This window comes from Paenibacillus hunanensis (assembly GCF_014645615.1).
Classification (GTDB): Bacteria; Bacillota; Bacilli; order Paenibacillales; family Paenibacillaceae; genus Saccharibacillus; species Saccharibacillus hunanensis.
This window is the reverse complement of sequence record NZ_BMMB01000006.1, coordinates 91,361-105,852: the sequence shown is the minus strand read 5'-3', so window position 1 is coordinate 105,852 and position 14,492 is coordinate 91,361. Positions and strand designations below refer to the sequence as shown.

The following is a 14,492-nucleotide window of genomic DNA, read 5'->3' as shown; positions in this document are numbered from 1 at the left end:
AGCAATATACGTAGTCCCTTATATACCACTACCCGGATTCAAATTGTTGCCTGTCACGTCTTGTATAAATAAACGATGTGCTCTGGCATTTGCATAAAGCATATCGAAGTCCATTCACTGATCGAGTAACAAAGAAATTAGACTTCATCGGTATGCTGTACAGTTGCCAATTCATTCTGCTATCCTCACCCGCCAACCACCACACTAAAAAACCTGTCTTTACTCAACCGAGCCACCTGTATAGGAGGTAAGGTCGTGTAAGGACAGGTTTTTATGTATATCATCATGCAAAAATAACGAGCAAGCGAACGATCATCGTTCAGATTGGATTATTCACCAATGCGTTTACCGAGAATAGCCAGATGGCGTTCAACACCATCAAGTACAGCAACCCGTGGCAGATGTCCCCACTCCTCAAAGCCAAACTTACTTAACAGCGTACGGCTTGGATCATTATGAGCAAATACAAAGCCGAGCAGGGTATGAATATGAAGTGCAGGTGCTTGCTCAATAGCATAGCTTACGAGCTTGCTGCCGATTCCTTTACCCTGAAAGTCGGGATGCACGTACACGCTCAGCTCAACGGTACCATTGTATGCCGGACGACCGTAAAAGGTTTGCAAGCTTGCCCAGCCAGCGATGCGATCACCTTGCCAGAGTACCCATAATGGTCGACGGGCTGGATCATGCTCGTCAAACCAGGTCTGGCGACTTGCTACGGTTACGGGCTCAGTATCCGCGGTAGCGAGTCTACCGGGAATCGATGAATTATAAATGCTGACAATCTCGTCCAGATCCTGCTGACGAGCAATCTGAATTTCGTACTTTTCGGTTTCTTGCATCGTCCATTCCCCCACATACAGCATAGATTTTTCTACTTATTGTAATAGCTATAGAGAAAGCTGTCTATCTGCTTCCTGTAGCCTTACCGTGCGTAAAATCGATGCGTTTAGCGAACGAATGTATTTTTGATTCGTACGGAGCGAGAAAAATACAGGTTCCATAGTAGCGTCATAATTGCCGATATGATCATGCCTGTAACCATACCTGAGGTTGGTGGGACAATGAAAAAGGCAATGACAGTCAACGCCAGATTAATTAGTAAATATGCACGCGCTGTACGTGGGAAAGAACGCTTGCGCGTGTACAACTGCACGAGCATGATTACCAGCAGCACAATCTGAATAACCGCTACGATCATTTCATATACGGAAAGAGCCTGTAGATTCCCATTGTATAGCGCCAATACCCGATCAATATCCCCTCTCACTTCCGCTGGAAAGACGTCTGGATTGGCAACCAGGAACATCATGAATATGTAGGTTGGAATCGCAAGGAGAGCGACGAGTAGGCTCCAATACATGTAAATCTGAAACACGACCAACCAGCCTCCAAGCCCAACGAGTGGCGGACGCCCCTGTGGTGGTTGTGGTTGACCAAATGGTGGCTGAGGTGGCTGCTCCTGACCATTCGGATTTGGCGGATAATTATTGTTCATTGTTTCCGTTCCTTTCTGTTTCTAAATCTATTTGCGATCTATGCGATCCCATATGAGCAGCCTGTACAAATGTCAGGATGACACTAGAAAAAGGCGATCTCACAAATGATCAGACCGATCGGTACAACGCCTTATTCGTGTAGTTGCCCGCTTTCTCCAGTCTATCACAGCCATTGCCAGAATCCTATTTCAATCATGCAAAACATGTCGCTTCCTGCTAAACAGGCCGCTCCTTCACCTTCAATCCGTTTATACATGAAGGGAGGATTCGATTCCCGTTTGCTGCTCACTCCATTCCCATAGCCGCAGCGCCTCCTCACGGTTCATCGCTCGTGAATGTAGAGAATGCACTTTTTTACGATAATAGTAGTGCCCGGATTGTCCTTCTACAGATGGATCGGTTGCAAGAAATATCGCGGTTTCTGCGCCCTGCTCAGGTGTTTGAAAAAAGGGCGTATGCGCCAGCGCTGCTAGCAATCGTTTACCAAAGCCCGTGTCTCGATCGACACCGATGCTTGTCGCTACTGCGCCAGGGTGCAGACAATTAGCCGTTATATTCGTGCCTTGAAGCTGCTCCGCTAGAATCTGGTTAAAATACAGATTCGCTAGCTTGGACTGAGCATAGGCCTTGATAACCGTGTAGCCATGCTCCAGATTCGGATCGTCCCAGTGAATTTTGCCAATTTTATACGCGCCAGAGGCAACGGTGACGATACGTCCAGATGGCGACTGTCGAACCGCATCCAGCAGCAGACGGGTGAGTAAAAAGTGTCCAAGATGATTGACACCTAATGACATCTCAAAGCCATCCTTTGTCTCCTTACGCTTCAGGTTGACCACACCAGCATTGTTCAATAACACATCGAGTCGATCATAGTTTTGATAAAATTGCTCGGCAAACTGATGGATGCCGTCAAGGGAACCGAGATCACATTGCATAAGCTTTAGTCGATCAGAGCCGCTTTGCTCACGAGCCTGCTGTAATGCTTGCTGTCCGCGTTCCTCGTTGCGGCATGCCATGATCACTTCGTGTCCTTGCTTGGCAAGCGCAATGCTGGAGGCAAGTCCCATGCCGGAGTTGGCGCCTGTGATAAGTATGCGTTGGGTGTTCAATGTGGGTGTCTCCTTTCATTGTGGCTGTAGATTATGCTGGTATAGATGGATATGACTTCAGTAAGGAAGAAGTTCATATATTCGTTGATTTATAATTATTTTTTGTGGCAAATTTTTTGGTAATACTTTTTTAGCGATACTTTTTCTGAGATGTTAATAAAGACTCTCATTGAATACTTCGTTCGGCTTTAGCAGAGACTTTACTAGAATTGTAAACGTATATTGGGGAATCTACGCATGAAATGGTCTGAGGTTAATTAGGATACATTTTTAGAAAATAGGATTCATTTCATACGCATCGGATCGCGCATTATTACGAGGTAGTATGATATACTGGGAGCAGGAAAGCGCTTTAAGCTTACTATTGAAGTATGGCTTCAATATATCGATTTCTCTCGTTGTTTGTTGCACCGTATCTACTTTTCATTCACTTCCTCTATATCAACTTTTATCAACTGTTCCATGTCTTGTATTGTAAAGGTTGCTCCTTTTGACGTTGGGTCGCTTCGATGTGTATGTTCTTTGAATGGGTTTCATCTTGGAGTTGATCTTATCTTTTGATTGATACAGTCTTTTTATCCCTATCCTACTTTCTTTTAAAGCTAGCTTTTATAGTTCTCCATAGCAAAATCCCCGAACGCCAGGCGCTCGAGGAGGGTAAGTTAAATACTTCCAATATTACGTTTTTAAGTATTTCGATAATTCGATCATGCCGGGCAATGATATGGTGCTGGAGCTAACAGATTAATCCTGTGCGTGCTCCGCATAAGCAGCCGCATCAAGCAATGTGGACAGGGCTGTGTCCAGGTCGCCGTCTACTTTGAGTTCGATCATCCAGCCGCGGCCGTATGGGTCGGAGTTGACGAGCTCTGGTTCGGTTTCGAGATCAGGATTGAGCTTGCTTACCGTTCCGGCTACCGGGCAAAACAATTGAGAAACCGTTTTAACCGATTCGATTGTGCCTACTTCTTCGTCCTCACTTACAGCACGTCCATCTTCAGGCAGCTCTACAAACACGATATCTCCCAGCTGATGCTGAGCAAAATCGGTAATACCGATACGTACAGTATCCTCACTAATGCGCTCCACCCACTCGTGCTCTTTACTGTACAGCAATTGATCCTTAATCTCGCTCATCGTTTATGCTCCTCCGATTCTTGTCATGTTAGTATCCTAATGCCACAAGAGTATAGTAAGCGAGTTTGCGCTGTCAAGAGGCTTGACATCGTTTACTCAATCAAGTATTAATATAATAAACATACATTTTTGATCGTTTAGTGATTTAATGTTCGGAAATACATAACATCATATGGAAGCGGATGAATGTACAGGGAGAGACTGACCACTGGATGGCAGCGCCGAAGGAGTAAGCCGGAAACGGTGAATCTCTCAGGTAAAAGGGACCTGTACGGGACGCGGCTCTGGAGAGCATCCGGCGTAGAGCATCTACGCAGCGGATCACCAAAGGGGAAACTTGCTTGTTCTGGCTGAAATGTTCATTTCGGCTCCATCAGCGATATGCTGACAGGCAGCAAGGTAACTCTCAGGTATCAAGGACAGGGAGGACAAGGAATGAGCGGGTCAGGTACCCGTTTCTTCCCTGTCCTCCCTGTTTTTTGTGTTCTGTTGCAGAACGATTGCTCTTTGGTAAGGATCAATGCTCCTTCGTCCTCACATTGAGAAGATGCTATCGCAAAATAAATAAGCCCTGCTCCTGATGATAATCTTAGGCTGGGCGGCATAGTAACCCAGTCTGTAGATCGCTTGACCGTTCATATTATGAATTAGAGGTGAGCCAAAATGACAACAGAGCTGAAAAGAACACCGCTTTATCCGCTATACGCCGAAACAGGTAACCCACGCTGTATCGATTTTGGAGGCTGGGATTTGCCAGTACAATTTTATGGCATTCAAAAAGAACATGAAGCTGTGCGCGAACGTGCTGGATTGTTTGATGTATCCCATATGGGCGAAGTCATGTTCAGTGGCAAAGGCACCGAAGCCTTTTTGCAAAAGATGCTGACGAACGATGTGACTCGTCTACAGGATGGGCAAGCCCAGTACACCTTGATGTGCTATCCGAATGGCGGTGTCGTGGACGATCTGCTCGTCTATCGCATTCACGAGAATCTGTACATGCTCGTTCTGAACGCCTCCAACATTGATAAAGACATTGACTGGCTCAAGCAGCATCTGCCAGATGATGTACTACTCAATAATATCTCTGAGCAAACGGCACTGATCGCGCTGCAAGGTCCACTGGCTGCATCGATTATGAGTAAGGCAGCAGGCACGGATGCATTGACTGAGCTATCCAGCTTTACATTTGTTACGGATGTGAAGCTATACGGTGCGGACGTGATCATCTCCCGTACAGGCTATACTGGCGAGGATGGCTTTGAAATCTATTGTCCCGCAGAGCAGGCTGGAGCAATCTGGAAAGGTCTGCTGGCAGCAGGTGAAGATGATGGTCTGATCGCCTGCGGTCTGGGTGCACGGGATACGCTCCGCTTTGAAGCGAAGCTGCCGCTGTATGGTCAGGAGCTATCTGCTGATATTACGCCGCTGGAAGCAGGGCTTGGCTTTTTCGTCAAGCTGGATAAAGGTGACTTCGTCGGGCGTGATATTCTCGCAGAGCAAAAGCAAAATGGCGTTCCACGCAAGCTGGTCGGTATTGAGCTGCTGGATCGCGGTATTCCACGCTCCCACTATCCGGTATTCCGCGAGGGTCGTCAGATTGGTGAGGTAACGACAGGGACACAGTCGCCAACATTGAAGCGTAATCTTGGTCTCGCTTTGATCGAGGCAAGCAGCGCTGAGCTGGGTACACCGCTGGAAGTTGAAATTCGAGGCAAGCAGTTGAAGGCTGAAGTCGTGAAAGCTCCATTTTACAAACGTCAGCCGGTAAAATCGTAAGCTTTTCATCTTATTTAATCGATTGTTGCATATATGTACATTCACTGTTGTATAGATTTATCGTCAATCAAAATATATGGCTAGGAACGATTCGATTGATAATATTCCGGTAGCACGCTACCGAAAGGAGCATAATTTATGAAATCCCATCGCTACATTCCGATGACCCCACAAAATGAAGCCGACATGCTGGCTGTCATCGGTGCTTCCTCTGTTGAGGAATTGTTCAAGGACATCCCTGCTTCCGTTCGTTACGAGGGAACGATGCCGATGTCTGGCATGCTGGACGAATATGCACTGACTCGCCATCTAGCTACTCTTGCTGGAGGTAATGCAGATACCGATCGCTATACAAGCTTTCTCGGTGCAGGCATCTACGATCACCATGTACCTTCCGTTATTAATCATGTGATCTCACGCTCCGAATTTTATACAGCCTATACACCGTACCAGCCGGAAATTAGCCAGGGCGAGCTACAGGCGATTTTCGAGTTTCAATCGTATATTTGTGAATTAACAGGCATGGCGGTTGCTAATGCGAGTATGTACGATGGGGCAACCGCACTTGCTGAAGCTGCCTCCCTTGCGGCATCGGCTACTCGTCGTAGCAAGATCGTCGCTTTCTCTACCATTCACCCGGAATCGCGCGCAGTGGTACGCAGCTATGCACGCGGCTTGAATCTGGATGTCGTTGAGGTTGCTTATGGTGATGGCGTGACCGATATTAGCGCACTTGCCGAAGTGCTGGATAACGATACAGCAGCCGTGCTTGTTCAATCGCCTAACTTCTTCGGCGGCATTGAAGGCATCCGTGCCGCTGCCGATCTGGCGCATGAGCATGGCGCACTGCTCGTTGTGAGCACGAATCCGATCTCGCTTGGTCTGCTGGAAGCGCCAGGCAAGCTCGGAGCCGATATCGTAGTCGGTGATGCACAGCCGCTCGGTATCTCCATGTCGCTCGGCGGTCCAACGTGCGGATTCTTCGCCGTTTCTCAAGCACAGATGCGCCGTATGCCAGGTCGTATCGTCGGTCAAACGACAGACCGTAACGGTAAACGCGGCTTCGTGCTGACTTTGCAAACCCGTGAGCAGCATATCCGCCGTGATAAAGCCACATCGAATATTTGCTCCAATCAGGCATTGCTGGCACTGTCAGCTTCCGTCTACCTGTCCGTTATGGGCAAGCAGGGCATGGCTGATGTCGCTGGATTGAACGTGCAAAAAGCACATTACGCTGCTACCACGATCGGTGCTGTCAAAGGCTGCACACTGGCATTTGCCGCTCCATTCTTCAATGAATTTGTCGTTCGTCTGCCGGAGGGTACTTCCGCAGCAGCAGTTAATAGCAAGCTGCTCGAAAAAGGCATCATCGGTGGTTATGATCTCGGTCTATCGTATCCAGAATTGTCCGGTCATATGCTGTTCGCTGTAACCGAAAAACGCACCAAAGCGGAAATCGATCAACTGGCAATCGAATTGGAGGCATCGCTATGACAAACGAAACGTTAACTGCAAGCGAAACGCAAGCTGTCGACACGAATCCATTGCAACAAGCTATGGTCGCAAAGGAAAAGGCATTAATTTTCGAGCTGAGTCAGCCTGGTCGTGTCGGTTACTCCTTACCGGAATGTGATGTACCCGAAGCCGATCTGAGCAGCCTGATTCCGCAGGATATGCTGCGTAGCGAAGCGGCGGCATTGCCGGAAGTTTATGAGGTGGATGTGATCCGTCACTATACCGAGCTGTCCCGTATGAACTTCGGGGTCGACAATGGCTTCTATCCCCTCGGCTCCTGTACGATGAAATATAATCCAAAAGTAAATGAAGACGTAGCTCGCTACGCTGGATTTGCCAAAATCCATCCGTACCAGCCAGAGCAAAGCATTCAAGGTGCGCTGGAGCTGCTGCATACATTACAAAACGATCTGGCTGTGCTAACTGGTATGGATGCTGTTACCCTGCAACCTGCTGCTGGTGCACACGGCGAGTGGACAGGTCTTATGATGATCCGTGCCTACCATGAAAAACGCGGCGAGCATCGTACAAAGGTCATCGTACCGGATTCCTCGCACGGCACAAACCCGGCGAGTGCAACCGTAGCCGGTTTCCAAACGGTAACGATTCCTTCCAATGAACGCGGACTGGTTGATCTGGATGCACTGCGTGCTGCGGTCGGCCCGGATACGGCAGCACTGATGCTGACCAATCCGAACACACTCGGCTTGTTCGAGGAACAAATTACTGAGATTGCCGCAGTTGTACACGAAGCAGGCGGTCTGCTTTATTATGATGGTGCCAACTCTAATGCGATCATGGGCATTGCTCGCCCAGGCGACATGGGCTTCGACGTTGTTCACTTGAATCTGCATAAAACGATGAGTACCCCACACGGCGGCGGTGGCCCAGGTGCTGGCCCAGTCGGTGTGAAAAGTAAGCTGCTGCCATTCCTGCCTGAGCCCGTTGTAGAAAAGCAAGAAGACGGCACCTATACCCTTCGTTCTGGTTCACCGGATTCGATCGGTCGTGTCAAAGCTTACTATGGTAACTTCGGCATTCTCGTTCGTGCCTATACGTATATCCGCAGCTACGGCCCAGAAGGTCTGCGCCGCGTATCCGAATGTGCGGTACTGAACGCCAATTATATGATGCACCGCCTGAAGGATCATTATGTCATGCCGTACGACAATGTGTGCAAGCACGAATTCGTTATGTCTGGCAAAGGCTTAAAGCAATACGGCGTACGCACACTGGATGTTGCCAAACGATTGCTTGATTTTGGTTACCACCCACCAACCGTATACTTCCCACTGAACGTGGAAGAATGTATCATGATCGAGCCAACCGAAACCGAGAGCAAAGAAACACTCGATGGCTTTATCGATACGATGATCCAGATTGCCAACGAAGCGAAGGAAAATCCAGAGCTGGTACTGAATGCACCGTATACGACGTATGTGAGTCGTTTGGATGAAGCGACTGCTGCACGTAAGCCGGTGTTGAATTGCGCTTGTAGCTAATTGATGATTTAGAATCTGATTACAAACCTTATAAAGAAAAGCTCCCAGAGATATGCACATTGCATACTTCTGGGAGCCTTTTTAATTTTCGAGCCTGTAAGCCTTTGATAAGAATGTCTGGTTAGAACAAACGAATATCGGAAGGAAGAAGGGAACATCCTGAAATGAAGTTCAGAAATCTACTGATTGAGAATAAGCTGTAAATTCCCAGCCTTCTCTCTACATTCCTTAACTCTAATTATCTTATTGTGCTGGATACCTAATCATTCATACACGAACCTAGTTATTATACATGGTATTGGATGAGACTTTTTTTAAAGTAGTTGCTTTACGAAATTCTTTTGATCTTTTGTATACGTGTAGCCTCGCTTTTCATACAGTCGATGAGCATTGGTACGACTTGGATGGGATAATAGTTTCATTGCTTTAGCTCCTTGCTGTGTTGCCCATTGTTCAAGCTCAGCTAATAATTGGCTGCCAACTCCCTGCTGTCGATTAGATTCGCTAACAATAAGACATACCACATGCACCATCAGCTCTGAAAACAATAATTCATACAAGCTACCATGAATAAATCCTATAACTTGCTGATTCTTTTCTGCAATAAGTACAATGTCTCGTTCATTAATCAGCAAAGAACGAATTCGTTGCTGTACCTGCTCTGCTGTAAATTGATAAAACTTCGGATTAAATTCCTGATTTAACACGTAAATCTGTTCAGCATCTTCGATCTGTACAGTTCTAATTGTAAAAGCTTCCATTGTACTCTACCCACTTTCTATAATGAGAAGTATCCAATCTCTAGTTATATATTTTAACGCTAAAGATTATCATAAAATAAAAACACTCCTTCGATCTTCTATCTACAGATCCATTATAGAAAAATTACTCTAACCTTTTATTTTTCTCTTATCCGTCAATGCCTCTATCACACTCTTTTAAAAATGCTTTCCTATGTGCAAAAACAGAATATACACGCACCAAGCGGAGGAAAAGGAATTGTCCAAAAGGCCGACCTTTAAGCCTGCAAATTCACCATCTCCAATCACAACATTTGCAGGCTTAACCGGAGGCCGTTGGACAATCCTTTTACGGAGCGCTCTCCAATGCTCCGCCCAGCATTTTAAATAAAAAAAGCTGATTCCCCGAAACATTCAGGAAATCAGCTTAATGGGATTGTTGGAAAACGATTCAATAGAGCGCGCCTCAAAATTGCAGGCAATACACTCCATTAGCTATTGCGATAAAGCAAATAACACGTTCGTATTACGCCTGAATCGCGTTAACCAGCTCAACCACTTCTTCTGCTGTTTGCATATCGAGTGCTTTGGTAGCAAGCTCTTGCATTTCAGCTTTGGACAGCTTCGCGATCTGGCTGCGTGCAGGCAGGATCGAGCTTGCGCTCATGCTGAACTCATCGAGTCCCAGACCGAGCAGCAGTGGAATTGCTGTTGCATCCCCTGCCATCTCGCCACACATACCAGCCCATTTGCCTTCTTTGTGTGCTGCATCGATAACCATTTTAACCAGACGCAGAATGGACGGGTTATATGGTTGATACAGATAGGAAACACGCTCGTTCATACGGTCAGCTGCCATTGTGTACTGAATCAGATCGTTAGTACCGATACTGAAGAAGTCCACTTCTTTGGCAAACTGGTCAGCTAGTACCGCTGTCGAAGGAATTTCAACCATGATACCGAGCTGAATGTTGTCGGATACCGCAACACCCTCGGATACCAGCTTGTCTTTCTCTTCCAGCAGAACCGCTTTCGCTTGACGGAATTCGCCCAGTGTCGCAATCATTGGGAACATGATACGCAGTTCGCCGAATACGCTTGCTCTCAGCAGCGCACGCAGTTGAGTGCGGAAAATGTCCTGACGATCCAGACAGAGACGAATTGCACGGAAGCCCAGGAACGGGTTCATTTCTTTTGGCAATGTCAGGTAAGGCAGTTCTTTGTCGCCACCGATATCGAGTGTACGAACCACAACTGGCTTGCCTTCCATACGCTCCAGTACCGTTTTGTACGCGTTGAATTGTACATCTTCCGATGGCAATTCGTCACGACCCATGTACAGGAACTCGGTACGGTACAGACCTACTGCTTCGCCGCCGTTATCGATAACGCCAGCAACATCGTTTGGTGTACCAATGTTAGCTGCCAGCTCTACGTGAACGCCATCTTTGGACACGGTAGCTTCGTCGCGCAGCTTGCGCCATTCTGCTACTTGAGCCTCGTATGCTTCACGTTTTGCACGGTAATCAGCCAGTGTAGCATCGTCCGGGTTCACGATAACGTTACCTTCGAGACCGTCAACGATAACGACATCACCGTTTTGTACGACTTCCATAACTTCCTTCGTACCAACAACCGCTGGAATCTCCAGGGAGCGTGCCATGATTGCGGAGTGGGAAGTACGACCACCAATGTTAGTCGTGAAGCCTTTTACGTAGTTACGATCAAGCTGTGCTGTATCGGAAGGAGTCAGGTCTTCTGCAATGATGACCACTTCTTCACGAATTTCTGCTGGGCTCTGGAAGTTAACACCCATCAGATGGTTGATCACGCGTTTTGTAACGTCACGCATGTCAGCCGCACGCTCTTGAAGGTAAGCACTCTTCATATTTTCAAACATCGCTACGAATTGCGAAGCGATTTCGTTAAGTGCATATTCAGCATTGATCATTTCGCTGGTGATCTTGTCTTTGACCGGATCAATCAGCTCAGGATCGCTCAGGATCAGTAGGTGAGATTGGAAAATCTCAGCCTTCTTTTCCCCCATTTCTTGCAACGTACGTTCTTTGATCGCTTCAAGCTCACCTTTGGAAGTTTCCAAAGCAGCTTGCAGTTTAGCCAATTCTGCATCGGCGTCGCTTACGGAGCGCTTACTGATTTCGTATTCAGGGTGCTCCAGACGGAATGCTTTGGCAATAGCGATGCCCGAAGACGCCGCGATTCCCAAAATATTAGCCATTGATTTCGCCTAGCCCTTCTTTCACCATTACGTCTGTCAGAGCTTGCAGAGCAGCTGCTTCTTCAGCACCAGTAGTGGACAGAACGATAGTGTCACCTTGCTCCAGACCAAGGGACAGAACGCCCAGGATGGATTTCAGTGTTACTTTTTTACCTTTAGCTTCAGCAAAAGATTCAGTAGAAGCAAATTTGTTAGCAGCAGTTACAAGAGCTGTTGCTGGGCGTGCGTGGATACCATCTTCGTCAACGATTTTGAATGTTTTTTCCATTATAGAGTCACTCGCTTTCTTATAATTTGGGGTTTTGTTAGATAGATGTAAATCATCAAGCCATCCATTCCATTGTACAGCATAATAACGCCGGATGCACCTTCTGTCAGAAAAAAAATCGACTTTTTTCAGCAATACCCAACATTTTACGGTAATTTTTAGGCAAATTCATGAACGAATCAGATAAATACTCACATTCACCGCAAAATGCTTTCATTCCATAATGATAGCAAACTATAGACGAACCCGGTAAAGGGTCGCCTATAGTTTGCGGGAATTGCCTGATGTCGGTCATATCAACCGAGAAGGCTAACAATGATGTCATTATGCATTTGTAAAATAGGATCGATTGCTCTGTTGTGCACCGCTCAAAGAACGGTGTCAGGCTCTGTTGCCTGATTCGATATCGATCATTACTTAATGGAGATAATGTCGCCTTCTCCAGCTTTTACAGTGCCGGATTTTTTCAGCGTTACCGCTGCGCCTTCTGGCAGGTTGGAGAAGATGATCGGTGTGATGATCGATGGAGCATTTGCTTTTACATACTCCAGATCCACTTCAAGGATTGGCTGTCCAGCCATAACATCGTCACCTTCGGCAACGAGTACGTTGAAGCCCTGTCCTTTCAGCTTAACGGTATTCACACCAACGTGTACCAGGATTTCTTTGCCTGCTTCAGACATAATGCCGATCGCATGCTTACTTGGGAATACGTTGAATACTTTACCGTTAACTGGAGAAGCGATCGTACCGTTCGATGGCAGGATGGCGAAGCCGTCACCTGTCATCTTTTGCGAGAATACAGGGTCTGGAACTTCGGAAATGTTCAGCAGCTCGCCTTCAGCTGGAGCTACGATCATTTCTTCTGCCAGTAAGTTTACCTGTCCCTCAGCAGTCGCCTTCACAGGCTCATTGTCCACACTTGGAGGTGTAGGTCGTGGTGTACGTCCTGCAATGATATCCTGCATCTGCGATTTGATTGTATCGGAACGTGTTCCGAAGATCGCCTGGATATTATTACCCACTTCCAGTACACCGGAAGCGCCCAGTGCTTTCAATTGTGCTTTATCTACTTCTTTTGGTTCTTTTACTTGAATACGCAGACGCGTAATACAAGCATCCAGACTGGAAATGTTTTGCTGACCGCCGAATGCGTCCAGAATTTTACCTGGCAGCTCATCTTGAGAAGCGGAACCGCCGCCATTAGTATCCGTTGCAGCAACTGCATCTTCGCGCCCTGGTGTTTTCAGTTTGAAAGTACGGATCGCAAAGCGGAAACCGAAGTAGTAAATAACAGCCAGAATCAAACCAACAATGATGACATCCCACCATGCTGTGCGGTTTGGCAATACGCCAAACAGAATAAAGTCAATCAGACCACCAGAGAATGTCATACCAATTTTAACGCCCAGCAATTGCATAGTCATGAAGGACAGACCTGCAAAGATAGCGTGAATACCGAACAGAACTGGAGCTACGAACAGGAACGAGAATTCCAGTGGCTCTGTAATACCTGTCAGGAACGATGTCAGTGCCGCAGAAGCCATGATACCAGCAACTACTTTTTTGTTTTCAGGTTTTGCTTCGTGATAAATCGCGAGTGCCGCAGCAGGTAAACCGAACATCATGAACGGGAACTTACCAGTCATGAATGTACCAGCTGTAAACTGAACGCCATCACGTAGCTGTGCAAAGAAGATTTTTTGATCCCCATGAATAATCTGACCTGCTTTGTCTGTATACTGACCAAACTCGAACCAGAATGGAGAATAAAAGATATGGTGCAGACCGAATGGAATAAGAGAACGTTCGATAACACCGAAAATAAATGCCGACAAAGTCGGATTAGAATCTACCATGTTGTGAGAAATATTATTCAGTAAACCTTGAATCGGTGGCCATACAAAAATCATAACCACACCTAGAAGTAAGGATGTCAATGCCGTCATGATAGGCACAAAACGTTTACCAGCGAAGAAACCCAAGTACGAAGGCAACTCGATTTTGAAAAATCTCTTATACATAGATGCCGCTAAAACGCCGACGATAATACCACCAAATACACCAGTTTGTAGTGTTGGGATACCCAGTACAGACGCAACGGAATAATCACCTTTACCTACCATTTCAGAAGTGATGCCTTTAGCAGTACCCATTGTTACGTTCATAACAAGATAACCGATAATTGCTGCAAGACCAGCAACACCTTCTCCTCCTGCTAAACCAACAGCAACCCCGACAGCAAACAGTAAGGATAGGTTATCAAATACAATTTGACCGGAGTTCATCATAATACTGGAAACCAGTTGAATCCACGGTGCTTTCAGTGCAGGTATATACTGCAAAAAGTCTGGATTAACCAGTAGATTACCGATACCGAGCAGCAAACCTGCTGCAGGCAGAATTGCGACTGGCAACATCAGTGCTCTACCTACTTTTTGCAAAACGCCAAACAGACGTTTAAACAATACAGCCACTTCCCCTCTAGATAGTAAAATATAGTATGCGACGCTCAACAACACGAATAAAGGAGACCACGCAAAAAAGACATGAGCAAACAATGCACCTGTAAATTCAAGCTGTATGTTGGGATTCAGGATAGACCTGTCCTTGCATATGCAGTCTTGCATTTCAGATACTTTGTAAACTCATGCCTGATCGAATCAGTAACACGTTATATCCGTTATTCATTTGTTGATTA

The 14,492-nt window shown here is 46.6% G+C and carries 11 protein-coding genes and 1 riboswitch; of the genes, 3 read left to right on the top strand and 8 right to left on the bottom strand.

The genetic code is table 11. The features are described from left to right. Positions 1 to 329: 329 nt before the first annotated feature. From IEX62_RS14050 to gcvH, 4 genes are all read right to left on the bottom strand, one after another. Entirely contained in the window at positions 330 to 842 is a 513-nt protein-coding gene (locus IEX62_RS14050; RefSeq protein WP_188776172.1) for a GNAT family N-acetyltransferase, read from the bottom strand. A 107-nt stretch (positions 843 to 949) separates the two neighbouring features. Next, positions 950 to 1,498 (bottom strand): DUF2569 family protein, encoded by a 549-nt coding sequence (locus IEX62_RS14045; RefSeq protein WP_188776171.1) that lies wholly within the window; start codon positions 1,496 to 1,498, stop codon positions 950 to 952. A 249-nt stretch (positions 1,499 to 1,747) separates the two neighbouring features. Further along, positions 1,748 to 2,611 (bottom strand): SDR family oxidoreductase, encoded by an 864-nt coding sequence (locus tag IEX62_RS14040; protein WP_188776170.1) that lies wholly within the window; start codon positions 2,609 to 2,611, stop codon positions 1,748 to 1,750. 744 nt (positions 2,612 to 3,355) lie between these two features. Further along, complete coding sequence (gene gcvH / locus IEX62_RS14035; RefSeq protein ID WP_188776169.1) at positions 3,356 to 3,748, bottom strand: glycine cleavage system protein GcvH; 393 nt, start codon at positions 3,746 to 3,748, stop codon at positions 3,356 to 3,358. A 182-nt stretch (positions 3,749 to 3,930) separates the two neighbouring features. After that, positions 3,931 to 4,027: riboswitch (glycine riboswitch) on the top strand. Positions 4,028 to 4,411: 384 nt separating this feature from the next. On the opposite strand from gcvH, the gene gcvT reads away from it, so the two are divergent. From gcvT to gcvPB, 3 genes are all read left to right on the top strand, one after another. Next, positions 4,412 to 5,527 (top strand): glycine cleavage system aminomethyltransferase GcvT, encoded by a 1,116-nt coding sequence (gene gcvT / locus IEX62_RS14030; RefSeq protein ID WP_188776168.1) that lies wholly within the window; start codon positions 4,412 to 4,414, stop codon positions 5,525 to 5,527. Between the two features lie 138 nt (positions 5,528 to 5,665). Continuing rightward, complete coding sequence (gcvPA, locus tag IEX62_RS14025; protein ID WP_188776167.1) at positions 5,666 to 7,021, top strand: aminomethyl-transferring glycine dehydrogenase subunit GcvPA; 1,356 nt, start codon at positions 5,666 to 5,668, stop codon at positions 7,019 to 7,021. Between the two features lie 62 nt (positions 7,022 to 7,083). Next, on the top strand, positions 7,084 to 8,544 hold the full coding sequence (gcvPB, locus tag IEX62_RS14020) for an aminomethyl-transferring glycine dehydrogenase subunit GcvPB (protein WP_188776440.1): 1,461 nt from the start codon (positions 7,084 to 7,086) through the stop codon (positions 8,542 to 8,544). 314 nt (positions 8,545 to 8,858) lie between these two features. On the opposite strand, the gene IEX62_RS14015 is transcribed toward gcvPB, so the two are convergent. The 4 genes from IEX62_RS14015 to ptsG form a co-directional block, all read right to left on the bottom strand. After that, on the bottom strand, positions 8,859 to 9,305 hold the full coding sequence (locus tag IEX62_RS14015; protein WP_188776166.1) for a GNAT family N-acetyltransferase: 447 nt from the start codon (positions 9,303 to 9,305) through the stop codon (positions 8,859 to 8,861). A 505-nt stretch (positions 9,306 to 9,810) separates the two neighbouring features. Further along, the gene (gene ptsP, locus IEX62_RS14010) at positions 9,811 to 11,523 is read right to left on the bottom strand and encodes a phosphoenolpyruvate--protein phosphotransferase (RefSeq protein WP_188776165.1); all 1,713 of its coding nucleotides are present in this window, start codon (positions 11,521 to 11,523) and stop codon (positions 9,811 to 9,813) included. Beyond that, entirely contained in the window at positions 11,516 to 11,791 is a 276-nt protein-coding gene (locus IEX62_RS14005) for an HPr family phosphocarrier protein (RefSeq protein WP_188776164.1), read from the bottom strand. The genes ptsP and IEX62_RS14005 overlap by 8 nt, the downstream gene beginning before the upstream one ends. Before the next feature lie 413 nt (positions 11,792 to 12,204). Next, on the bottom strand, positions 12,205 to 14,259 hold the full coding sequence (gene ptsG, locus IEX62_RS14000; RefSeq protein ID WP_188776163.1) for a glucose-specific PTS transporter subunit IIBC: 2,055 nt from the start codon (positions 14,257 to 14,259) through the stop codon (positions 12,205 to 12,207). Between the last annotated feature and the right edge of the window lie 233 nt (positions 14,260 to 14,492).